This is a genomic window from Prauserella alba, from assembly GCF_024171735.1.
In the GTDB taxonomy this organism is placed as follows: Bacteria; Actinomycetota; Actinomycetes; order Mycobacteriales; family Pseudonocardiaceae; genus Prauserella; species Prauserella alba.
In genome coordinates this window covers 411,440-433,825 of the sequence record NZ_JAMTCH010000005.1, presented here as the reverse complement: position 1 = coordinate 433,825, position 22,386 = coordinate 411,440, and the positions used below count along the sequence as shown (strand labels likewise).

Sequence of the window (22,386 nt, the reverse complement as noted above, 5' to 3'; positions counted from 1 at the left end):
GACACTATGACCGTCATCCAGCGGCTGGCCGGCATCATCACGGGCTGCTGTTTGATCATCCTGACCGCGTGCCAGGCCGTCGACCCGCCACTCGACCCTCCGGCCCCGCATCCACTGTTGGGCACGACAACAGGCCCCTACGTCGACCCTGACTCGATCGCCGCCCAATGGGTTGCCGCCCACCCGCACCATCCACTCAGCGACGAGGTCGAGCGTGACATCGCGAGCAAGGCCATAGCACGGTGGGTGCAAGGGCCGGGCCCCGCCGCTGCACGCGAGACCCGCCGCTATGTATCCGCAGCCACAACAGCCAACAGCATGCCGATGCTGGTTCTCAACCGCGTATCAGACCTGTCATGCGACACGTTCGAGGCAAATGCACAACACGCTTCCGACGACATGGAGGAATGGACCAGACACGTCGCCGAGGGAATCGCAGAACGCGAAGCGATCGTGATCGTCGAGCCCCGGGCGCTGAGTAACCCCCACTGCCGATCAGCGCACCGCGATGCTCGAACTGCGGCCGTCGCCGCCTCTGCAACAACCCTCACGCAGCATGCCCCCAATGCACACGTACTCCTTGCCGCCGGCGACGGCACCGGCATCGGCGTGGCGACGATGGTCAAACTGCTCAAGGCAGCCAACATTCAGCAGACTGCAGGGTTCGCCCTCAACGTCGGCCGATACACCCCACACGGCCAAACAGAACGCTACGGCGCCACGCTGCGTAAAGCTCTCGGGGAAGCAACCGGCCGCACCGATTACGTGTTCGCCATCGACACCAGCCGCAACGGCGCCGGACCACTCGACGGGACCTGCAACCCTCCCGGAGCAGAGCTCGGACACACCTCGTCACTCGGAGGCCCGCTCAAGCAGGCACAGACCCTTTGGCTGACGACCCCAGGGATCTCGGACGGTCCGTGCGGCACCGCCCCACGCAGCCCGCGAGGAACCTTCAACCCCGACCTCGCCCACCAACTCATCACAGGCGCCTGAGCCGGGCAGAAGACTCAAACCCACTGTCATGCACAGGACCCGACGGGGGGGCATGCCACGCCAGAGCCGGATGTGGCGAGCGGCGGGCCGCTGCAGAGCAATTACCCCGGACTTCCCATCCATGGGTCGCTGGCCATCGACGTGGGCTCAGACCCCGTAGAGGGTGGCGAGGGTGTCGGCGGTGTCGTGGTCGTCGAGGGGGATGGCGTGGGCGTATTCGCGCAGGGTGGTGGCCACGTCGCTGTGGCGCAGGCGTTTGCTGGCTTGCAAGATCTTGCCCTGCGAGACCAGGTAGGTGCCCACCGTGTGGCGTAGCCGGTGGAGCGTGGCCTCCGGCAAGCCCGCCGCCCGCGCGAGTTTCTCGAACCGTTGCCCCAACCCATTCGGCAACAACGGCTTCTCCCGATCCGGCGTCGCACTGAACAGCCACGCGGTCGCGTCCGACTCGCCGGACCACCGCGCCACGTGCCCATGCCAGTAGGCGGCGGTGTCGGTGCCCAAGGTCATGCTGGCGCGCAGGTGGTTCTTGACCGGCCCGATCACCCCGTCCTGCGAGGCCCGCTCGATCGTCAACGTCCGCCCGGCCAGGTCACCGAGCGTGAACGCGACGAGCTCGCCGCGCCTGGCTGCCGAATCCGCGGCGAGGCGAACCAGCAGCGCGTCCTGCTCGGCGCGGAACGCCGCCAGCGCCCGGTCGTGCCGGAAGGGTTGTTCGACCAGCCGCGCATCAGCTTTCTCGACACGCTCGTCGGCGGTCAGGATCAGCCTCCGCACTTCTCCGGGCCGTAGATGGAGGCGCGGCAACGGGCGACGCGGGCCGCGCACTCCTGCCAGCGGATCGTCGATCAACAGGCGGTTCTTCACCGCCCAAGAGATCGCCGCATGCAAGGTGGCGAACCGGCCACACAGGTTCGACGCGGTCACACCCTCTCGCGCCCACCGCTCAATCGCCCGCTCGACCGTCATCGCACTCATCCGATCCAGCCGGGCACGGCGGATCCGGTCGGCCCGCAGCAACGCCGCCTGACCCCGGTGACTGCGCCAGGTCGTGGCCGACCAGCGATGCGGCGCGGCCAAGAACGCATCCAGCAGCTCCTGCACCGTCATCGCCGCACTTTCCGGAGGCGCTTGCGCCACCCGCGCGCCGTGCAGTTCCACCAGCTCCTGCTGACGGCTCTGCGCGCTGGCAGCATCACCGTGATGGGTGAACGAGCGCTGCACGCTCCGGCCACTCGACGGATCGATCCCGGTGCTCACCCGGATCTCCCACACCTCAGGCCGACGTTCACGACGCGAGCCACCACCGCGCCTTGCTCGAACCCCAGTACCAGCCATGATCACCACGTCCCTTCCGCGCAACACCGCACCGGCGACCCTCGGCGGCGTCACACCTCATCCTGTCCTCAGTCATATCGGCCGACGCCGGCCGATTCGTTCCGGTAGACCGCTTGCAGCTCGTCGGCAACCTCGACATCGCCAGCCAACGCGGTGGTATCGGTGTAATGGCGCAGCGTCGTGTCCAACCGCCGGTGCCGCAGCCGCCGCCGCGCACGCTCGAACTGGCCCAACCCGACCAACGTGGTCGCCACCGTGTGCCGCACGCGGTGCAAACCCGTCACCGCACCGGCATCGAGCCGGCCCACCATCCGGGCATACCGAGCTCCCAACGTGGCCGGATGAATTGGACCCTGTGGCCCTAGCTCGGTGGCGAACAACCACACCACCTCCACCCCCGACATCGCCCGCTGGCCGAACCACCGCTCGACGTACTCGCGCCACAACGCCGCCGTCGCCGCGCTCACCGACACCCGCCCCGGTCGGTACGACTTCACCGGACCAACCACCAACCCACCACAGGCCACCTTGACCGCGCGTTCCACCCACACAACCCGGCCCAACAGGTCATCACTACACAGCCCCGCCAACTCGCCGCGCCGCAATCCGGTCTCGGCGACCAACCGCAGCAGCAACAGATTCTGCTGCGCACGAAACAACGCCAGCACAGCCGAGCGCGACCATGGCCGGCACGCCACCCGATCCCGGGCACGCGCTACATCACCCCCGGCCAACGCCACCAACCGGCCCACCACCCCAACCGGCATATGCGCCCGAGGCGCCCCACACGACACACCCCGAGTACCAGCCAGCACATCACCAGCGAGCAGCCCGGACGCCCCAGCCCACCGCACCGCCGCACGCACCACAGCCAACCGGCCCCGCACCTCGCCCGCACCGATACCGGCCGCCTGCCACCGCCGCACCGCCGCGTCCAGCACCCACGGACCCAGCAGCCCCAGCCGCACCCACCCCAACGCATCCGCGCGCACCGCCGCCGCATCCCGCACACGCGCATCCCACGTCAGCGGACTCGCCAGCGCCGGGGCCGCCAGGAACCGATCCAACAGCACCGACACCGTCCACCACTCACCCACGGCCCACCCCGTCCGCAACAGCACAACCAGCCGCACAACAGACCGCGCCGCCCCGACATCCCACAACGCCGCCGCCAGCCACTCGGTCCAGGGCACCGCTCGAACACCGACACCCACCGCCGCGACAAGTGGTTTCGCCATGCGCAGGGCCGCCATACCCTCGCAGCCGCAACAACGCCGCACACTGGCATCCCTTTACCGCCACCAGGGCAGCCCTACAACTACAGGGATCACTACAGGGACATACCAACAAAAGCAGCCATGCCGACACTGTCGGCATGGCTGTGAGCAGGAGAAACCGTGGCGCGCCTGTAGGGATTCGAACCCCAAACCTTCTGATCCGTAAGGACCTCTACCGCCGAGTGACACCGAATGCCTCGCCGGCCCGGAAAGTGCAGGTCATACGGCACCTCCGACCACCTTCGATGCCGGCGAGTGCCGTCGCGTGTCGGGCTCTACGTCGGCAACGGAGCCCAATCGGAGACCACGGTGTCCACAAGGCGGCAGGGCCGCGATCGCTGTCAACCATCAACGAACCTCAACCACGCCTTGCAACAAGGGACCAGGAAACCACCGCCGGCGCGGTCAACCGTGCCTGGGCTGGCGATAACGACGGGCCGACACAACGTCTATCGACCGCGAACTTGCGTCGCGGCCGCCGCACGGCGGTGCCGTCGACATTTCGGAGGAAACGGCCCTACGCTGGTGGTCATGACCTTCTCTGCGCTGCATCGCGCCCTCGGAGTTGAACCGGGCCCGCTGACGGACAAGCTACTCGATGCGGCGGTCAGCAATGGTGTTGCGGAGACGACGGATCTGGACTGGAAGTCCGAGCTTCCACCGCCGAAAGGGCTGCAGCACACAGATTTCCCCAAGGACATCGCCGCGATGGCCAACAGCGGCGGAGGCGTTATCGTCTACGGCGTGCGCGAGTCGCAGAAGGCTGCGACAGAACGGGTCGACGTTGGTGAACTCGACGAGGTGTCCGAGCGTGCGCTGCGGAGCGCGGCGATCACCGCCGTTGCGCCGCCCGTGTTCGGCCTGAACGTCCATCGCCTCGGCGACGATGGCGACAACCGCGCTGTCGTCGTGGAGGTCCCCGCGAGCATTGACGGACCCCATCTCATCTACAAGAACGACTACTTCGGTGCCCCCGTGCGCAACGACGCCGACACGGTGTGGATGAAGGAACGCCAGATTGAGGCGATGTACCGGGCACGGTTCGATGAACGCCGTCACGCCGCTGAGGCGCTGCACAATCTGTTTGACGAAGCCGCGAGCGGACGCAAGTCAGACGAGCGCGCCTGGCTAATCGCGGTCGCCCGCCCTCGCGTTCCCCGATTTCACGAGCGCCTGGCGCGCGAGGATGCCCGCAACGTGCTGACCAACGCCGAAAAGCTTGCCCTCTTCTACGCTGGCCGTGGCGGTGTGCACCCGTTGGAGAACGTCGACCGGCTAAACCCTCGGCCCGGACTGCGCCGCTGGGTCGCCGTCAACACAGCGACAGGCGAACGGTCAGAGTGGAAGGAGGCGTGGGCAAGCCTCCACCACGACGGCTCAGCCACACTCGCGGCCGCCGTCGGCGGACACCGCACGAGCGGCGACAGCTACTCCGAGGGGTCGCAGGTACAGTCGACGACGATCGAGTGCTGCATCGCAGATCTCATGGCGCTCGTTCGCGCTACCGCTCACGCGACCGGCAACGACGAATACGATGTGCAGGTCGGAATCGTGTGGACCGGTGGAGAACCACTGACCATCCTGACGACCGACAACCACGGGCTTCCGTACGACGGCGTCTCCACTCCACTGCACCGGTACACACCCGTAACAACCACCGTGAACGCGGCCGCGTCAGATCTCGACTACTACTGGTATGTCCACGATCTCGCCCAAGACTGCGTGAACCAGGGCGGCATCTCGAATGTGCACATGATCCGACCGCCCGAGCAGTAGCCGCGGAGGCCACCGGTACGCAACACCGGGCGTCCAACAGATCCCAGTCCGCACCCCGTGCGCTGGGCTACAAATCGTCACGCCAAGAGTTGTCGCGCCGCAGCAGAGCCATGCCTGTCGCTTCCTGCGGCAGCCGGGTCCCTGAGATGAGGATGTTAGCGGCCTGAGGGCGGAGTGTTGAGGGTAGCCACGCGACCCGCCGTTCCGCATCCAGCCGGTCGACCGGTTTGGGGGCTGGACGTTGGTCGGAGTGTTGCAGCAGGAGCCGATAGAGTCCGTGAGCCGGGCGGATGGGTGGGAGGCCACTAGCAACGGCTGTTGCGTTGGCACGCTGCGGGATCGTCAGCCCGTCGTCGTCGAGATCACCGTAGTAGGCGATGTCCCGTACACCGGTCAGCCGTGCGACGCGGGCGGCTGACGCTTCGAAAGCGTGTCCGCCGCCGAATGCCACGTAGCCAATGTTCCCGGGGTTGGCTTCCAGAAGTGTGGTGATCGTTTCAAAGGTGTCGCTGTTCTCGATCACCAGCAAAGTGCTGCCGCCGCCGAGGCGTTCGTAGGCTAGCGGTGGTGGGATTCGTTCGGTGTGCAGTGTGTCTAAGCGCAGGCGACCGGGGGCGAATAGTGTGGTGACGATGAGGCTGTCGAGGCGCTTCTCGTCACCAAAGATCTCGAGGGAGCGCTCCCGCATGGGCACGATGCTCCGCCGTTCAGAGTCACCGTCGGTATCGCGTAGCCATCGGTTGATGAGCTTCAGGACTTCGACCTGAGATGGGGTCAGGTTCTCGGCCGTTGCCCAGGACAGTTCGCGGCGCCACACGACCGCGGCAGCTGCGCGAGTAGTGGTCGGTTTCGGTGTGGACGTGGGCGAGGGGAGGCGAATCCAGCGCGGTAGCGGCGGCTGGGCGTTGTCCCATCCGTCGCGGCCGCGTGGTAGTTGAACCAGGTGATGGTCGGCCAGTTCGTCGAGCAGAGCTGACAGCACGGGGCGGCCTTGCGTAGTACCGGCGGTGGCTGGACATGCCTGAGCGAACGCTGCAAGTATCGCACCGTGCTCGGCGCGTCGTTCCGGCCGTCCGTCGAGGACAGCGGACAGATGGGTCGCTGATTCTGATAACGGTTGCCACTCCGCTGCCCCGTAGCTCGCGCTCACCGCTCGTCGGCCATCTCGTTGTGTCCTTCCTCGTTCGCGACGTTGCCGGGCTCCGAAGCGATGGTGGAGGCTTGATCCTTAATCAACAGCCGGGCGGCAGTGATTTGGCCTGTGACAGGATCGTCGTCAGATAGATGCTCGCCGACAACCCGGTCGGTGACGTGCAGATGCCTGGTCCCGGTGCGCTGATCAGCATCGTTCCGTAGTCGGATGCACAACGGGAAGGTCGCAAGGACTCGGTCTTCCATACTTCCGGTGGTGTAGATCAGTTGGACGCCGAGGGCCGCGGCCATGTTTATCTGCAGGGTCAGTAGGTAATCGGCGCTGGCTTTGCCAATCGGGTTGTCGAGAATCAGCATTCCGCCCATACGGTTGCGGCCGGCGGTGCTTCGCGCGCTGCTGCGGAGTGCGGCGAGCGTGCAGTACAGCATGATGGCACCGGTGAGTTCCTGGCCGCCGGAGAACACCTTCGCCATGTCGCTGATGGAGGCGTACTCGGCGCGGCCGGCGGAGTCGGGTTTGAGGATCTCAACTTTGAAGTCGCGTGGCACGGCCGTACCAACGCAGCGCAAGACGAGGTCTCGGCCAGGTAGGGCCGCCTGCTTCCGAGCGTTCTCGTCCAGAGTATCGGCGATGCGGCCAGCGAGGACGTGTGCGTCCGGTTTGCTGAATCCGATCTTCAGGATCTTGCGCCGAGCCCATTTTCCGGCTATGTCGGGAAGGCGGGAAAGCCGCTCTGCCTTCTCCACCAGGGCCAAGGCCTCGCCGACATGATGTTGGAGCTGGTCGATCAGGAGTTGTCGGTGACGCTCGGAGTCCTCAAGGTCGGTGGTAAGGCTTGCGGCCCGCGCGGCCAGCTGTGTGGCCCATTGGTCGGAGCGCTCGATCAGGGCCGTCTTGTCGATGTCGGTGAGTTGCTTGTAAACCGGGGCCTTGAGCTCGGTGAACCGGTTCTGGTTCGCAGCATCACGGAAACCGGCGACAGCCTCGTGAACGCCTTGATTGGCCTCGCTCAGTCGTTCTGATGCCTCTGCATACGCCCGTGTCGCTTCGTCAACCGCGTGTTGGGCGTCCTTAGCCGTGCCCGTGAAGGGTTTTACGTCTGAGGGAAGGTCGAGCTTGCGCACCGTGTTCTTGAGGCTGCCGTGGATAAGTTGCATCTCGCGGGTTGAGGCTTGAGCACGTGCGAGCTGACCAGCTGCGGATTGGTGCGCCCCATCGGCCGCGGCGAGGTGAGCCTCAGCATCGTTGAGTGCGACCGCCGCTCGTTCGGCAAGGGTCGCACCGTGGTCGGGGTTCGATGGCGTCCATTCGGCGTCCAAGTTGGTCCACTGGGTCTCCCCCGGCGGACTGGCTGCGATCGTTTCCCCCTGGAGGCGGCCGATTTCTCGGGTCAGCGTCTCATGTTCGGTTTCCAACGCTGCGACGGCACGGCCGAGTCGCCGCTTCGCCGCTTCGCGGGATTCCTCGTTACCCGCCTCTGACGTCCCCGTGAGAAGTCGAGCCCTGGCGACGATGTGGGTGGGCTCGTCCTGCAGGGCCGCGTCGGCGATCGACATCTCGCTCTGCGCGGTATCGACGCGTTGCCGCAGATCTTCGCCGACTTCGACGGCTTGGAATCCGGCTACAGCGTTCTCGTAGGCGATCTCGAGCGCTGTAAGGTCCCCGTCATCCACATCGGCGTTGGGCACCTCGTTGCCAACAACCACCTTCTTGAGTCGCTGCGCATACACTGCGCCGTCGCGCCGGTACGATTCGGCTTGGACTGCGGATTCCGTCGCTTGGTTGCGCAGTGCCTCCGCTTGCTGGCGGCGCTCGCCTGCGTCATTGCGGTATTGGTTGGTTTGCTCATCGAGCTCAGTGATCTGTCGGCGGCACTGGTCGGCTTCGACGAGGTCGGCGGCGAGCTGCGTCATCGATGCTGCGATGTTGGCAGCGTCGACAGCGGCCGCCTCGGCGTCTTTCAGCACGATGACGTGCTCGTCAAGCGCGCTGACACTCTGCGTGTGCGCCTCATGGGCGGCGTCGAGGGCGGCCTTGGCATCGGTGGCATCAGCCGCGGCTGTTTCGGCCGCCGACCGGAGTCGTTCCACGTCGCCTGCCGGGTGGTCGCGAATCCAGGTGTCGAGCCGATCGCGTAGCTGCAGCGCGTGCGCATGGCGCTCGGCAAGGTCGGCGATGGTGACGTTGCGATCCGCCATGCGGGCCTCGACATCGCGCCGGAGCTCGGTAGCAGCTGTCGGATCGTGCATGGCGGGCGTTGGCTCCACCACGAAGCCCGGTCCGGCTGCCGCCGGCCCATTCCCCAATGACTCGGCTGTAGTGACAAGGATGGCGGCGCCAGGTAGCGGACGTGCTTCGGTAAGTACTTCCTGCGCGGTAACCAGTTGGGTTTCGTCTGTGACGACGATGCCATCGAGTAGTGCGGGGTTGGCTTGGATGGTCTCGCCATGCAGGCGTGGGTTCACGACTTGTTCGAGAGCCCGCCAGCCCGGGGTGGCGTCAACACCGTGCTCGCTGAGGAGTTGCAGCAGGTGTTCGACCGTTTCGCGTGGCGGGAGAAGCGCGTCGTTGTCGACGGTGAGGGCATCGATCAGCCGTTGATCGGTTTTGTTGTCGGCGTTCAGGGCATCGAGTTGGTCACGCGTTGACGCCTGGATGGCCTCGGCGTGACCTCGTAGCATTGGCGCGTTTGTCTCTATCCACAGTGCGGCGTCGCCACCGGGCACGCCCTTGTCGTGGTCGAGTTCGGCAAGCTCGCGCACGAGCTGTTCAGCGGCGAGTTCGCGCGCGGCGGTGTCCAGCTTGCTTACTGCCGTTGCAGCCTCCTCGGCCGCTTTACGGGAAGTGATCTCGGGTTCGATCAGCTGGTTGGCCGCTTCACCAAGTTGGCGGGTTTCCAGTTCAAGGTGCGTGTGGGCATCACGCAGCCGTGCTGCCTTCGCGGCGCCCTCCTCTGCGTTGCTTAGTAGGCGCGCATCGGCGTCGGGAACCGTCTCGTCGTTCTCCAGGAGGCCAGCCTCGCGCGCCTGTTCGACGCGGGTCTGCACGCCTTCGACTTGTGCAGTCAAGTGTTGCGCGGTGACGATGTTCTTGATGGCGTGCTGTTCGCAGGTGCTGGCCGCGCGATCTGCCTCGGCGGCCGCCGCCTTATCGTTCGCCTCGCTGTCGGCGAGCTCGTTTGCCAGCTGCCTGCAGCGCTGCTCAGCACGCTGCAAAGCTCCGGCAAGCTGCGCTCCTGCGCGATCACGCAGGAGCTGGGCCGCCCCGGCCGCACGTTCGGCCTGGTCCAGCAGCTCGCTGGTGACCCGGTACTTCTCGTGCGCGGTGTTCGCCTCCAAGACCTTGGGGATTAGCCTCCAGGCATCGAGCTCCGCGCGCTTATCCGTGAGACTCTGTCCAATTTCCACAGCGCGGGAGCTGGCATTGTCTGCGCGAAGCGCGAGGGTTCTACGGATGACTTCTTTGTTGCGCGCATCGGCGTGATCACGCCGCTGTTGTCGCTCGTGAAGCGTCGTTTTCGTCGTTTCCAACTCGCTACGATAGTGTGCCAGCTCTTCCTCTGATTTCTGGACTGACACCTGTATCTCGGAGGCCACCCGGCCCAGGGTTGTCGCGGCCGCCTGAGCTGCCGTGGTTGTCGCGACCTGCTCCGCGCGGCACGTCGCCAGCTTCTGCGCGGCCTCCGCCATGGCTGTGGAGAACTCGCGTTCCAGCAACATCTGTTCACGCTGACCGATTTTCTTGGCGTATGCTCCGAACGTGTCGCCCAGGTCCCTGTATTTCTCGGTGTCCAACGCTTTACTCAGGAGCCATTCCACGAACTGGCGGCCGGTGGTGGTTTTGAACGCTTCTGCCGCATCCCCCTCATCGACGTTCATCGCCTGTTGCACTGCGAACAGATCAGGCTCCAGACCAAGTCTGCGCAGATGCTTCTCCCACTCGCCTTGACGTGTCTCCGATGCCATGTTGAGCGACGTGTCGCTGCGGTCGAGTCGCTTGAGCGCATCGTGGAAGGAATTGAGCGTCAGTCGGCGCCTGTTCTCCGCGAACGGCAGTGTCGACAGGGTCGTCCCCGCGGTGGGGCTGAGGGAGTAGAACAGTCGATCCACCCGTCCATCTGCGCCCGGTGCGAGCGCTTGGCCGGTTAGCAGCGTGCCTCCGTCGCGGACATTCACCCATTCCAAGACCACGTGCGAGGGAGATGTCGTCGACACCACGTAGGCTCGCAGCGCGTCACGGCCCCTCCGGGACTGTCGCTCGGGCAGCACCGTCGACAGCAACATCCGGATGAACACTGACTTCCCGCCGCCGTTCTCCAACACCAACAACGTCGCCAGCGCGGGTCGGCGAATCAGCTGGCTCGGCGACGGGATCAACGCGCCAGCGGCGATGGGCGGGCCACCACCCGATAGGTCCAGCAGGACGTCGTCGTAGCGCGCTCCGTTCGGGCCGATGTTGTACAGGCGCGCGCGGTTAAGCTCATACATCTCTGTGATCAGGCTCCTGGATCGGCGGACGGCGCGCTCGCGGCATCGGGGGTGCCGCTGGACTGTGGTTCCGGCGTGGTGAAGGTCGGTTTTCCATCGGCGGCCACGGTCACGCCGAGTGCGGCCAGTTCGCCAAGCATCTTCTGGCCAGCCAGTTCCCGCACCTGAATCTGATAGCGGGCCGTCGTTGTATAGGTTCCGCCGTTTTCCGTGCTCGCGCGCCGCAACATGCCATTGTTCGTGAGGTACTCGGCTACTCGCTTGATGATCGCGCGTCTACTTTTGGAGTGGGCTCGGTCATCGTCGGTGAGCCCCACCGGGTTCCGACGCTGGTAGTAGCGCCACAGTTGGATTAGGTCTGGCTGGTCGGCGGGAACCCCATCGTCGTCACCGGCCTCGATGGCTCGGCGTTCCAGTTCTGTCGTGGCATGCTCGACCATTTCATCGACGTGCCGGACCGTGACTCGGCCAACGTGGACCTCATCGTCAAGGTCCTCGGGGCGGTAGAACGCGAGCGCCGCGATGGCCAGGTGAGCCAGTGCCGCGATCGGCCGGTCAGCGGGCTTGGTGATGTGTTCGGCGACGCTGGCCGCGAAATGTGTCTCGGCGGTCGCACCGAGCACGAGACCGGCCCGCGCGTTCACGGCAACGACGGTGAGATCGAACCCTCGCGCTGCTGCGTGCAGCCGTTGCGCGAAGGCCGGCTCGGTATGGCAGCGTTGCACCAAAGTGGCGTACTCGGCATTGCGCGGCGGCGTCAATCCCGGCCGGAAACCGAAGGACAGCAGCCTACTCACCGCGGCCGTATCGTCGATATCGCTCATGCTCGGTCGGCCTCCGTTGCGTCGTCGTTCGAAGGAAAGATCGGTACTGAGTAGCGTGTTAGCAGCAAGTCGTTGCCGGCAAAGGTCTCGTCATCCAACGTGCGCGCATCGGCCGATGCAGCCAAGATCGTGTCGGTCTCGGGGCTATGCCGTGGCGCGCCGAACAGGCCCAGCACGTGCAGTGCCAGCAGGTGATCGATCCGCCCTCGACCAGTCCCACCCATATCCGTGCCGCGTGCCAGCGTAAGCAGGGTTGACAAGCGAATCCCGTCGGCGTCAGCGCGCCGCAGCAGGGATTCAACAGCTGCGTACTGCTGGTCGGAAAACGTGTCGTCGTCGCCGCGGTCACCGAATATTGGGTCGATAATCAGGTTGTCGTCGCTGTCATGCTCGGCCGGCAACGCCATAAGGTTGGCCACCAAGTCGGGGAGGTAGATGACCGTGGGGCGATGTGGTGGAACGGCCGCCGTGGCGAACTCGTCTATCAGCGGATAGGCCTGTTCCGTCGACAGACACAGCACCGGTTCCAACAGCTGGCGGCCGATGTCGACGTAGGATCGACGGGGCGGCGGCACGAACGTTTGTCGTTCCTGTTCCGCGCGGAATCTGTCGCCGATCTCCTGCAAGTTTGTTTGCAGCGCAGCGTGTCGTTGCAAACATTCGTCAAGAATCTCAATCAGCTCGGCAGCCTGGCCTGGAGCGGCGTCCTCGGTACTGTTCTCCATGATCTGGACCAGGTTGTCCTTGATGGTGCTCTCAGCCTTGATGCGCTCCTCGATGTGATCTAACGCTTCGGTCTGCACATGCTGCACATCGCCTATCCAATCCACCGAGCGGATATCACGACGCATTCCCTCCAACTGCGTACGAATGTGCTCGGCGTACTGCACAGTGCGGCGCAGTGCCATCTCTGCGGCACGATGGGCATCGACCAGCCGTCCACGGCCCACCAAGGCTTCAAGTTTGGCGTCCGCAGCAACTTGCTCAGAGGCAATATCGATATCGACTGCTCCTACCAGAACCGCGATTGCTTCATTCGAAGCACGCAGCCGCGGCTTTCCATCGGGTCCCGCGACTTCACGTAACAATTTGAAGGAGTAGATGTGGGAGGTATAAGCGTCGTCGACAACGACGCCGTAGACATGATTGAAGCCGCGGTCAACCGTTCCCACGTTCACCAGGTTGTCGAGAACCCAACGTGCCACATCAACGTGTTCATCGCGATCACGCTGTGGCATCTGAAGCTCCGCCACACGCGCCACTGCAGCCACGACGTCCTCGTGCTGGGCGCCATCGTCGAAATCCATTCTCAACGTGACCGTGTCGATCGCGGCAAGGGCCAGCTCCTCCATCTGGTAGGGGGCCCAGTCGCCCGATGTGAGCAGCGCCTTCCGGCGTTCCAGGTCAAGGACAGGAGCGGCCACGGCGAGCGCTCTTACCCGCGTCGCCAAGCCCAGCGTGTCGCGTCCCCGAACCCCAGCGTCCGACATTCGATTCACCCCGCTTCACACAGATCGGCATCGCCAGGCCGCATTGCCCGCACACTCAGACACGGCCATATTCAGCGGCGTAGGCCTTCTCCAGTTCGGTGGCACGGTCCTCGTCGCAGGTGTGACCTGGACGTTCGGGGTCGCAGCGCAGTTTCAACAGGCGGGATCGAATCGCACCAGGCGTCCGCCCATAATCGGACGCGATCTGCTCACGTCGCGTGGCGGCGGCACCCACTGGATCGGCGGAGAGCCACTTCTTACGCAGGTCGGTGTCCTCATCTGCAGTCCACGGAGCATGGGAGTTCCCCATGCGGCCAGAGCCGGGTGACGAGCTACGACCAGGCGCCGACTGTGTCGGCGTACGCACCGGTAACACAGGCCACGCTTCGGCAGAAGCTCGGACACCCTGGGCCTTTGCTCGTAGCTTCCCGGCCGCGACGTGGTCACCGCGTGCTGTCGCATGTGCCGCTCGCCGGTCGCGTTCGTCGGCATGGGCGTCTTTAGTGGCCCGATACCACGCAGCCTGGGCCTCGTGCAGGACGTGCGGCGCTGGAGAGCCCACGTCCACTGGGAATACCCTGGCCATCTTCCACGCAAGACGCGCCGCGGCTAAGGCATCACCCGAACTGGTGTGGGCTCCCTCGAGCAGTACTCCGTAATGCCCGCACACATCGCTTAACCTGCGCCGCTGCTCACGCCCAGGATCGAGATGACGATCAATGCACAGTGGGTCCACCACCGGTCCCGACAGCGGCAGGCTGCGACCCTGGTGCCGGGACATTTCGGCATCCAGCAGAGTCAGATCAAAGGCCGCGTTATACACGCACAGCGGCACGACAGGCGTCCACACCTCCCCCAACACCGCAGCCACCTCGGCAATGACTTCGGCTGCAGGGCGCCCGTCCCGACGGGCTGTTTCGGTACTAATGCCGTGAATGGCGGTGGCCTCGACGGGAATCTCGACCTCGGGGTCGGCCAACCACTGCCACGTCTTGACCTCACGTCCCCGACCCGGCGCTGTAGGCGCAATCATCACGACGGCGGCTGAGACTAGCCGAGACCGACGTGGATCGACGCCCGTCGTCTCCACGTCCATCGCCGCGATGGCTCCATCAGCCCATGACCTTGCGGATTCGTCCATGTTCGCCACGTAACCACAAGGGTCCGACAGTTTGGCTCACTCCGAGCAGACGTACAACAAACGGACGCATACCGCCGGCGCACACCCGGCGAGCGAGAGACACATGCTTACGGTTCGTAGAGCCAGGCCCCAGCCAGGCATCGAATCCAGGTCAGACCCCGTAGAGGGTGGCGACGGTGTCGTGGTCGTCGAGGGGGATGGCGTGGGCGTATTCGCGCAGAGTGGTGGCCACGTTGGCGACGACTCGTGCCCGGCGATCAACGTCGCCGAGCATCGACTCCACCACGCCTCGAACCCGAGGAGATCCAACATGCTCGGGTTGTCGTCCCAGAACCGGATCTGCGGAGGTGCCGCCGCCATTGCCTGGTCGCCGCTGGAGTCGATGAATTTACGTTGCGCGGGTCCGAGCCGAGTCAGGTGTCGGGTCGCGGTGCGGCGGTTGATCGCGAAACCCGCGGGCGGGGGCGGACTCATGTCACGCGTGCTCGGCGTGCACGAGCTGCGGCTGATCCACGCGGGCGCGGGGAGGACATCGCTGCAACCAGCGGGTCTTTGCCGTGTCCCGGCTGATCCCCGCGGGGGCGGGGCGGACAGTAAGAGCGGCAAGGCGACTAAGCCGTATGACGGCTGATCCCCGCGGGGCGGGGCGGACCCTCTGCTTCACACCCCTCCTCGTCCCGGCCGTCGGCTGATCCCCGCGGGGCGGGGCGGACGCTCCCGGACGCCAGCACCCGCGAAGGCGTGTACGGCTGATCCCCGCGGGGGCGGGGCGGACTTTGTGGTTGACCCGACGAAGCCGGCTAACGCCGGCTGATCCCCGCGGGGGCGGGGCGGACGACAACCCGGAGTTTTCGGACCGGTACACCGTAGGCTGATCCCCGCGGGGGCGGGGCGGACACTTCTTGACCTGGGGCTCTCTGGAGTTGTTGGGCGTTTGGCATTCAGTTTGCACCGCCGACTACGCCGGCTTCGTAGGCGCCGCAGTCGGCAACTGGTGGTCGTGCATCCCTGCGCCCTGGTGGATTTGGCCGACCGGGGTGCTGGGCGGGGGATCGTATCCAGCTCAGACACGGCTGATCCGAGCCTGGTGGCTCGGCGGGAGCCTGTCAGCTGTCTCAGACTAGCCCGCCACCCACGGGATCGCTGGGCATGTGTCGGCTGCTTCTGTTATGGTTCGCCTCACAGCGAAGTGTCTTAGCTGTATAATCTGCTGGGGGTTACTTGTTTGAGGTGTGGGCCAAAGAGCGCGGCTTGGACGAGCCGTATCCGCTGGTGTGGCATCTGGTGGATGCGGCGGGTGCGGCGTCGGCGTTGTGGGATCGGCATATCGGGCGCGGTGTGCGGCGCTGGCTGGCGCAGCGTCTTGACCTCGACGAGGACATGACGAGGCAGCTGGTGGTGGAACTGGCAGGGCTTCACGACGTGGGCAAGGCAACCGTGTCGTTTCAGCAGCAGTGGGATCGGTCGCGGCACGGGTACGTGCGCCATGACTGGGCGGCGGCGACCGTGCTGCCGCTGTTGTTGGATCCCAGGTTGACGCGGGCCGGGTTGGCGGCGTCGGCGGAGTTCATGGCCGCGTTGGCCGTGGCGGGCCATCACGGCTCGTACCCGGTGTTGCGGCGGCAGGACTACACGCGTGCCGCCAAAGCCGAGATGACCGGCGATTCCGATGGCCCTCGGTGGCATGCGGTTCGCGGTGAGATCGTGGCAGCGGTTCACGCGGCCCTAGGAGGCCCGGCACGACTTCCTGACCAGGTGCCTGCCGAGGTTGTGCCGTTGCTGACCGGCATCGTGATCATGGCGGATTGGCTGTCCTCGGACACGCAGTTCATCGTCGAGCAACAGCGAGACGCTCTTGTCGATCCGCAGCGCCGGTTCGCCGTGGCTCGCGAACGGATGCTCGACCGCGTTGAGAGCGCGGGGTTGTCGGCTCCGCAGATTCCGTCCGGAGCATCGGTGGCGGGAGCATGGGGTTACGCGCCGAACGCGCTGCAAACGTCGGTGGAGCGGGATTTCCGTCCGCGCCGGGCGGGATTGGTGACGATTACGGCGCCGACGGGTGTGGGTAAGACCGAAGCTGGTTTGGTGGCGGCGACGCGACTGGCGGCGGTGTCGGGACGCAGCGGGGTGTACGTGGCGTTGCCGACCCGGTCCACGGCGACCGAGGCGCGGCGCCGGTTGCGGGGCTTCCTGGACGGTGCCGGGGTGTCGGCGCCGGTGGCGTTGGCGCATGGCGATGCCGACCGCGTGTTGCGTGATGCCGACGCGGCGGAGGCGTCGATGTGGTTGCAGCAGAATCGGCATCGTCCCGGGTTGGCGCCGTGGTCGACGGGAACGATCGACACGGTGCTGCGGGCCGTGTTGCGGGCCCAGTGGCAGCCGTTGCGGTTGACGGGCTTGGCGAACTCAGTGCTGCTCGTCGATGAGGTGCACTCGGTCGATCCCTACATGGCGGGGCTGTTGGCTCGCCTGTTGGAGTGGTGCGGATTCCTCGGTGTTCCAGTGGTGGCGATGTCGGCAACGCTGCCCGCACACCTGCACGTGGCGTTGGAGCGGGCCTATCTGTCCGGCGCGGGTGTCGACGTCGACGGCGTCGGGGTGCAGCGTCCGGCGTACCCGGGATGGTCGTTCGTGGACACCGCTGGGGAACGCAGCCTGCCGGGTGACCATGCGGTTGGGGAGATGGCGTCGTTGGGTGGGCGGACACTGCACGTGCACACGTCCACGGAATTCCCGGATGTGGCCTTGTGGGCAGGGGAGGGCGCGTCGGTCGTGGTGGTGTGCAACACCGTCGCCGAGGCCCAGCAGGCGTATCGGCGGGTTCGTGACGCGGTTCCGGCCGCGATGCCGGTGACCTTGCTGCACGCGCGGATGCCGGGGTGGCAACGCAGTGCCGCCACCGAGGACGTCCTGACCCGCTTCGGCAGGGAGTCGGGGCCTGCCAACCGTGGCGGGGTGGTGGTCGCGACTCAGCTGGTGGAACAGGCGCTCGATCTGGACGCGGATGTGATGGTGAGCAGTCTCGCGCCAATGGCGCTGCTGCTGCAACGGGCGGGCCGCCTGCATCGACACGACCGACCGCGCCCGACTGATCACGAGACGCCGCGCTTGTGGGTGCATACGCCGGTGCCGCAGCCGCCGGAGTGGGAGGCGGTGTACGACCGGTTCGAACTTGAAGCCACTGCTGCGTTGCTCGACCGGCGCGAGAGCATCGACGTGCCCGGCGAGGTGGACGAGCTCGTGCAACAGGTACATCACCGCAGCCCCACGCTGCTCTCCGAGGCCGGCGCCGCAGCGCGACACAACAGAGCTGCCGAGGACCAGGCGACGGCCGAGACAGCGGCCATCCCGCGCCCTCGGATGGTCGATCAGCTGCATCAGCTGACCTCGCTGGAAACTCCGGAGGTCGCGTTGACCCGTCTCGGGGTGGATACCGACCTCGTCGTTCCCCGCTACACGGATGAGCACGGCCACCAATGGCTGCGGCACGGGCCGCAGGAATGGATGCCCTGGCCCGACGGCCGTCCGAAGAAGCGGGTAGTACAGGACGCACTGGTGGACGCGGCGCTCCCCGTCGCGGTGCAGCACACGCGACCCCTCGGTGATCCACCGTCGACATGGTCGCGGTACGGGCCGCTGGCCTCGGCCCGGGTGCTGGATGTCGGTTCCGGACGCGGCGGCCTCGACCTCGATGACGAGCTCGGCCTCGTCACCTCAACCGGCAGGAAGGACACCCCGTGAGCTCGTTCGATGTGGCCCAGCAACCGTGGGTGGATGTCACCATGCTCGATGGCCGACCCGGGTCGTTCGGGATACGCGAACTCTTCGCCTCGGCGCACAAGATCGCCGATATCGGAGTGTCGCAACCGATCGCCGAGGCACCGGTACGGCGATTGCTGGAAACCATCGCCGCGCGCGTCACCGGGCTCGACGAGGCTCTGCCGGTTGCGGAGTGGAAGGCGCGACGCAGCGCGGTGCTGGCGACCGGGCAGTTCGATGTCGATGACTTGGATGAGTACCTGTCCGACTGGTGCTGGGATCTGTTCGATCCGGTGCGGCCGTGGATGCAGGACCCTCGACTGGCCGAGCAGGCCGGACGGGTGGGTGTGTCCAAATTGGATCCGCAACGGCCCGGAGGGAACACGCCGGTGTGGTTCGTGCACACCTCGGCCAGCCATGCCCCGTCGATCCCCTCGGCGCAAGCGGTGCAGCTGTTGCTGTATCACCATGCGCACGGCAACGGCGGCACCGGCGGCACGCGCCGCGTCAGCGGCTACGCCGACCATCACATGGCCGACGCACCGCTGCGCGGGGCGATCACCTACTACCCTCTCGGGCAGAATCTGTTCGAATCGCTGATCGCGGGCATGCCCCCGCCTCCACCCGATTCGCACCACGACAAGGCCACGATCGCCCGCGCGGACGATGTAGGCCGCGACGGTGCAGTCGACGCGGCTCCGTGGGAGACCGAGCTGCCTGCCGAGCGACCGACGATCCTGCCGACGGTGACCTGGCCGGCGGACTTGCTGGTCGGTCGATCGCGGCACGCGCTGCTGCTCGTGCCCGACGACACCGGGTCCAACGTGGTCGACTGCTTCCTGACGTGGGCCTACAAGCTGCCCTCCGGGACCGATCGACCGCTGACAGCACGAGACCCACACGCCATGATGCAAGCCCGCAAATCCACCACGGGCGTGACGTGGTCGCTGGCACCCGCGCGGGGGGACCGGGCTGTGTGGCGTGATCTCGACGCGCTACTGGCCGACGGTGAGACCACGCAACGCCCGAGCGTGCTGGCAAACGCGCCCGACGAGCTGCTCGACACGCTGCGCATCCGAGCCGTGGGCATCGTCCAGGAACGGGGCAAAGCCGTCGACCATGCGCGGGTTCGTTCCACCACACCGCCGGTGTTGGCGGCCCTGCCGGAACATGACCCGGACGCCGCCGACGGGGTCGCCGAGCTCACGGCCGCCGCCGCGGACGTCGAGCAACAGGTGACCGGCGAGCTCGTCGCCGCCTGGAAACGCCTCCTCGGTGACAGGCCGAACAGCCCGAACCCCTGGACCGAGGTGTTCACCGCCCGCTACTGGAGCGCCGCCGAGGTCGAGTTCTGGCGCCGGTTCGAACAGCGCCAATTCGACCAGCCCCGGCGAGCGTTTCTCGCGGTGGCGTGGCCGTTGCTCGACGAGATCGCCGACGCCCGCCGCAGCAGCCCGGCCACGATCGGCGCGTTGCAAACCGCCCGCACGAAGATCGCGGCCTGGATCGTCAAGCACGAACCCAGCGACACGAACACGACGACCGAGGGGGCAGCGTGAAACTCGACACCGCACAGAAATTCGTGGCCGACATGGTCGATGTGCTGGACAACCCGGCTGCGCGCACCGTGCTACGCAGAGGCGTCAACCTCGACGTTGCTCGGGTACCGACACGGATGCACGCCTACCTCATCCCCTGGACCGAACACGAGGCAGAAACCAGCCACCGAGCTCGGACCCTGTACATGATCGCCTCGCTGATGGCGATCGAGACCAAAACCACGCAACCACCACCGGCAAACCTGGGCGTGTCCTTGGCGACCGCCAGCGTCCGCAAGGTGCTGGCTGAGTCGACGACGCAACGCCTGTTGACCGTGTTGTGCCGGCAGCGGGAAAGCACCGTGCACCGCCACGTCGCCCGCACCGTCCGCACCCTCCGCTCCGAAGGCATCGGCGTGAACTGGGTCCGCCTCACCTGTGATGTCGACGCCTGGCCCTGGAGCGGCGACACCGTCGCCGCTCGCTGGGCCCGCGACTACTACCGCGCCACGCTGACCAATGCCGCACGCAAGCAGATCGACGCCCTCACCGACGCCCCGACTACTCATCCTGCCGACCCCGCGGCTGACACCGCGGAGAAGGAGAACGTCTGATGTTCGTCACCATCCACGCCCTACAGTCCCTTCCTTACAGCAACCTCAACCGCGACCGTGAAGGCGCGCCCAAAACCTGCGAGTACGGCGGCGTCGTCCGCGCCCGTGTCTCATCACAGGCCTGGAAGCGCCCCATCCGCGATGCCATCGAAACCGAGTTGGGCGCGTCGACATGGCGCACCCGGCGTCTCGCGCCGAAGATCGCCGACCGACTCATCGCGGCCGGGTGGAACGGCGACGATGCCCGTCGCGCCGGGCGGGCCGTGCTCGACGCCGCCGCGGGCGCCGCCGCGAAGTCCGCGTCCAAGCAGGGAGGCCTACGACCCGACCCCGACACCGACGAATCGAACATCATGCTCTGGGTCGCGGACGCCGCCCTCGACGAACTCGTCGCGCTCTGCGACAGTCAGCACGACGCGATCGTCGCGACGCCTCTGCCCACCCCCAAGAAGAGCGGAAGGAAGGCGACGAAACCCAGCGATAGCGAGCACGAGCAGCCCGAACGTGTCACCGTCCTCGACGGTGCCGCCGTACTCCCCGCGCTCGAAACCCGCAACCCTGTCATCTCGCTCCTGGGCCGGTTCGTCGCCGAGCTGCCCGGCAGCCAGGTCGACGGCGCCGTGCAGATGGCCCACGCCATCTCCGTGAACGCGACCACCGACGAGGTCGACTTCTTCGCCACCGTCGACGACTATCTCGACGATGGCTCCCGCGGTGCTGCGCACATCGGCGACGCCGAATACACCTCGGGCACCATGTACCGCTACGCCACGGTCAACGTCGACCGGCTCGCGGCCAACCTCGGCACCGAGGACGCGCCTGACCTCGACGGCGCCCTTCAACTGGTCGACGTGTTCGCCCGCGCGTTCTGCCGCGAGTTGCCCACCGGCAAGCAAAACGTGACCGCTGCGCACACCTGGCCCGATTTCGTCTACACCACCGTCACCGACCGGCCCCTGTCGCTGGTGACCGCGTTCGAGAAAGCCCTACGCCCCTCCAGCAACGGTTACCTCGAACGCGCCGTCGCCCAGCTCGACCGCTACAACAAAGGCATGGTCGCCTTCACCGGCGAGCACCCCCACTGGCACGGCCACGCCATCTCCCCTGCCGCCGGCGCCGACGAACCCGCGAACCTCGGCGAACTGCACACCGGCATCAGCGACCTCGTTCGTGCCACCACGGACGCTGCCTCCGACACAGCCGCCGCGCGTGACACAGCAGGAGCGGCCTGATGCCCACCACCGACCTGCTGGTGCTGCACCTGGACGCACCACTGCAGTCCTATGCGACCTCCGGGTTATGGCAGCAACGCGCCACCGAACCCTGGCCGACCCGCACCGGATTGATCGGGCTCCTCGCCGCCGCCGGGGGAATCCCCCGCGGCGGCGACCTAGCTCCACTGTCCGACGCCCTCCACGTCACCATCCGCGTCGACAGGCCCGGAGCACGCCGGACGGACTACCACACTGTCGGCGGCGGACAGCCCCGGGAACGGACCGCCATCACCTCCAACGAGACCTACCGCACCCACGGCAAAGGCACCATCCAAAGCTGGCGCGAGTACCTCGCCGACGCGGCCTTCACGATCGCCCTCACCAGCATGGACGACCGGGCCTTCAGCCTCGACACCATCTCCGACTGGCTCGCCGCACCACACTGGGCGCCGTACTGCGGACGCCGCGCCTTCCCCCTCACCAGTCCGCTCATCCTCAGCCGCACCACCGACGACCCGAACCGACTGCTGCGCCACCTGCCCTTGCATCGCCGCAAGCCCAACGCCGACGACAGCGTGCGGATCGAGTTCCTCGCCGACACCCCACCGCACGACCGCGACACCGTCACCACCGTCGACACCGTCCGCCCCGCCGGGGCCACCGAGCTCTACCCCGTCCACACCAGCCACACCATGCACCGGTGGTGGGAACACCTCCCCGCCACCGGCTGCGCCGGCTACAGCGACGAATGGCTCGACGCACTCGCACGGGAGACCACCTGA

Annotated in this window: 15 protein-coding genes; 7 read left to right on the top strand and 8 right to left on the bottom strand. The window is 66.4% G+C overall.

All coding sequences use genetic code 11. The annotated features are described in order from the left end of the window. The first annotated feature begins 6 nt into the window (after positions 1 to 6). On the top strand, positions 7 to 996 hold the full coding sequence (locus tag LY12_RS17605) for a glycoside hydrolase family 6 protein (RefSeq protein ID WP_253858099.1): 990 nt from the start codon (positions 7 to 9) through the stop codon (positions 994 to 996). Positions 997 to 1,143: 147 nt separating this feature from the next. Here LY12_RS17605 and LY12_RS17600 read toward each other — a convergent pair whose 3' ends face one another. Both LY12_RS17600 and LY12_RS17595 read right to left on the bottom strand, forming a co-directional pair. Continuing rightward, a complete protein-coding gene (locus LY12_RS17600; RefSeq protein ID WP_253858098.1) occupies positions 1,144 to 2,253 on the bottom strand; it encodes a tyrosine-type recombinase/integrase in 1,110 nt (369 codons plus the stop codon). Between the two features lie 146 nt (positions 2,254 to 2,399). Beyond that, on the bottom strand, positions 2,400 to 3,584 hold the full coding sequence (locus tag LY12_RS17595) for a site-specific integrase (RefSeq protein ID WP_253858096.1): 1,185 nt from the start codon (positions 3,582 to 3,584) through the stop codon (positions 2,400 to 2,402). A gap of 555 nt (positions 3,585 to 4,139) precedes the next feature. On the opposite strand from LY12_RS17595, the gene LY12_RS17590 reads away from it, so the two are divergent. Next, positions 4,140 to 5,384, top strand: coding sequence for an AlbA family DNA-binding domain-containing protein (locus LY12_RS17590; RefSeq protein ID WP_253858095.1), 1,245 nt, complete (start codon positions 4,140 to 4,142; stop codon positions 5,382 to 5,384). 67 nt (positions 5,385 to 5,451) lie between these two features. Here LY12_RS17590 and LY12_RS17585 read toward each other — a convergent pair whose 3' ends face one another. The 6 genes from LY12_RS17585 to LY12_RS25950 form a co-directional block, all read right to left on the bottom strand. Next, positions 5,452 to 6,366, bottom strand: coding sequence for a Wadjet anti-phage system protein JetD domain-containing protein (locus LY12_RS17585; protein ID WP_253858093.1), 915 nt, complete (start codon positions 6,364 to 6,366; stop codon positions 5,452 to 5,454). 164 nt (positions 6,367 to 6,530) lie between these two features. Then, positions 6,531 to 11,024, bottom strand: coding sequence for a coiled-coil domain-containing protein (locus LY12_RS17580; RefSeq protein ID WP_253858091.1), 4,494 nt, complete (start codon positions 11,022 to 11,024; stop codon positions 6,531 to 6,533). Between the two features lie 8 nt (positions 11,025 to 11,032). Then, the gene (locus tag LY12_RS17575) at positions 11,033 to 11,848 is read right to left on the bottom strand and encodes a hypothetical protein (RefSeq protein ID WP_253858089.1); all 816 of its coding nucleotides are present in this window, start codon (positions 11,846 to 11,848) and stop codon (positions 11,033 to 11,035) included. Next, positions 11,845 to 13,338 carry a hypothetical protein gene (locus LY12_RS17570; RefSeq protein WP_253858087.1) on the bottom strand — a complete coding sequence of 498 codons (1,494 nt, stop codon included), beginning with the start codon at positions 13,336 to 13,338 and terminating at the stop codon, positions 11,845 to 11,847. The genes LY12_RS17575 and LY12_RS17570 overlap by 4 nt, the downstream gene beginning before the upstream one ends. A 55-nt stretch (positions 13,339 to 13,393) precedes the next feature. Further along, positions 13,394 to 14,479 (bottom strand): exonuclease domain-containing protein, encoded by a 1,086-nt coding sequence (locus LY12_RS17565; RefSeq protein ID WP_301302802.1) that lies wholly within the window; start codon positions 14,477 to 14,479, stop codon positions 13,394 to 13,396. 151 nt (positions 14,480 to 14,630) lie between these two features. Further along, the gene (locus LY12_RS25950) at positions 14,631 to 14,753 is read right to left on the bottom strand and encodes a hypothetical protein (RefSeq protein WP_301302801.1); all 123 of its coding nucleotides are present in this window, start codon (positions 14,751 to 14,753) and stop codon (positions 14,631 to 14,633) included. A 956-nt stretch (positions 14,754 to 15,709) separates the two neighbouring features. On the opposite strand from LY12_RS25950, the gene cas3 reads away from it, so the two are divergent. The 5 genes from cas3 to cas5e are packed head-to-tail and all read left to right on the top strand — an operon-like array spanning position 15,710 to position 22,386. After that, positions 15,710 to 18,220 carry a CRISPR-associated helicase Cas3' gene (cas3, locus tag LY12_RS17560; protein WP_308292151.1) on the top strand — a complete coding sequence of 837 codons (2,511 nt, stop codon included), beginning with the start codon at positions 15,710 to 15,712 and terminating at the stop codon, positions 18,218 to 18,220. Then, positions 18,217 to 19,797 carry a type I-E CRISPR-associated protein Cse1/CasA gene (gene casA, locus LY12_RS17555; protein ID WP_253858082.1) on the top strand — a complete coding sequence of 527 codons (1,581 nt, stop codon included), beginning with the start codon at positions 18,217 to 18,219 and terminating at the stop codon, positions 19,795 to 19,797. The genes cas3 and casA overlap by 4 nt, the downstream gene beginning before the upstream one ends. Further along, on the top strand, positions 19,794 to 20,390 hold the full coding sequence (gene casB, locus LY12_RS17550) for a type I-E CRISPR-associated protein Cse2/CasB (protein WP_253858080.1): 597 nt from the start codon (positions 19,794 to 19,796) through the stop codon (positions 20,388 to 20,390). The genes casA and casB overlap by 4 nt, the downstream gene beginning before the upstream one ends. Next, positions 20,390 to 21,622: a type I-E CRISPR-associated protein Cas7/Cse4/CasC gene (cas7e, locus tag LY12_RS17545; RefSeq protein ID WP_253858078.1), complete on the top strand. Its 1,233-nt coding sequence runs from the start codon at positions 20,390 to 20,392 to the stop codon at positions 21,620 to 21,622. The genes casB and cas7e overlap by 1 nt, the downstream gene beginning before the upstream one ends. Beyond that, on the top strand, positions 21,622 to 22,386 hold the full coding sequence (gene cas5e, locus LY12_RS17540) for a type I-E CRISPR-associated protein Cas5/CasD (protein ID WP_253858075.1): 765 nt from the start codon (positions 21,622 to 21,624) through the stop codon (positions 22,384 to 22,386). Before cas7e ends, cas5e begins: the two co-directional genes overlap by 1 nt.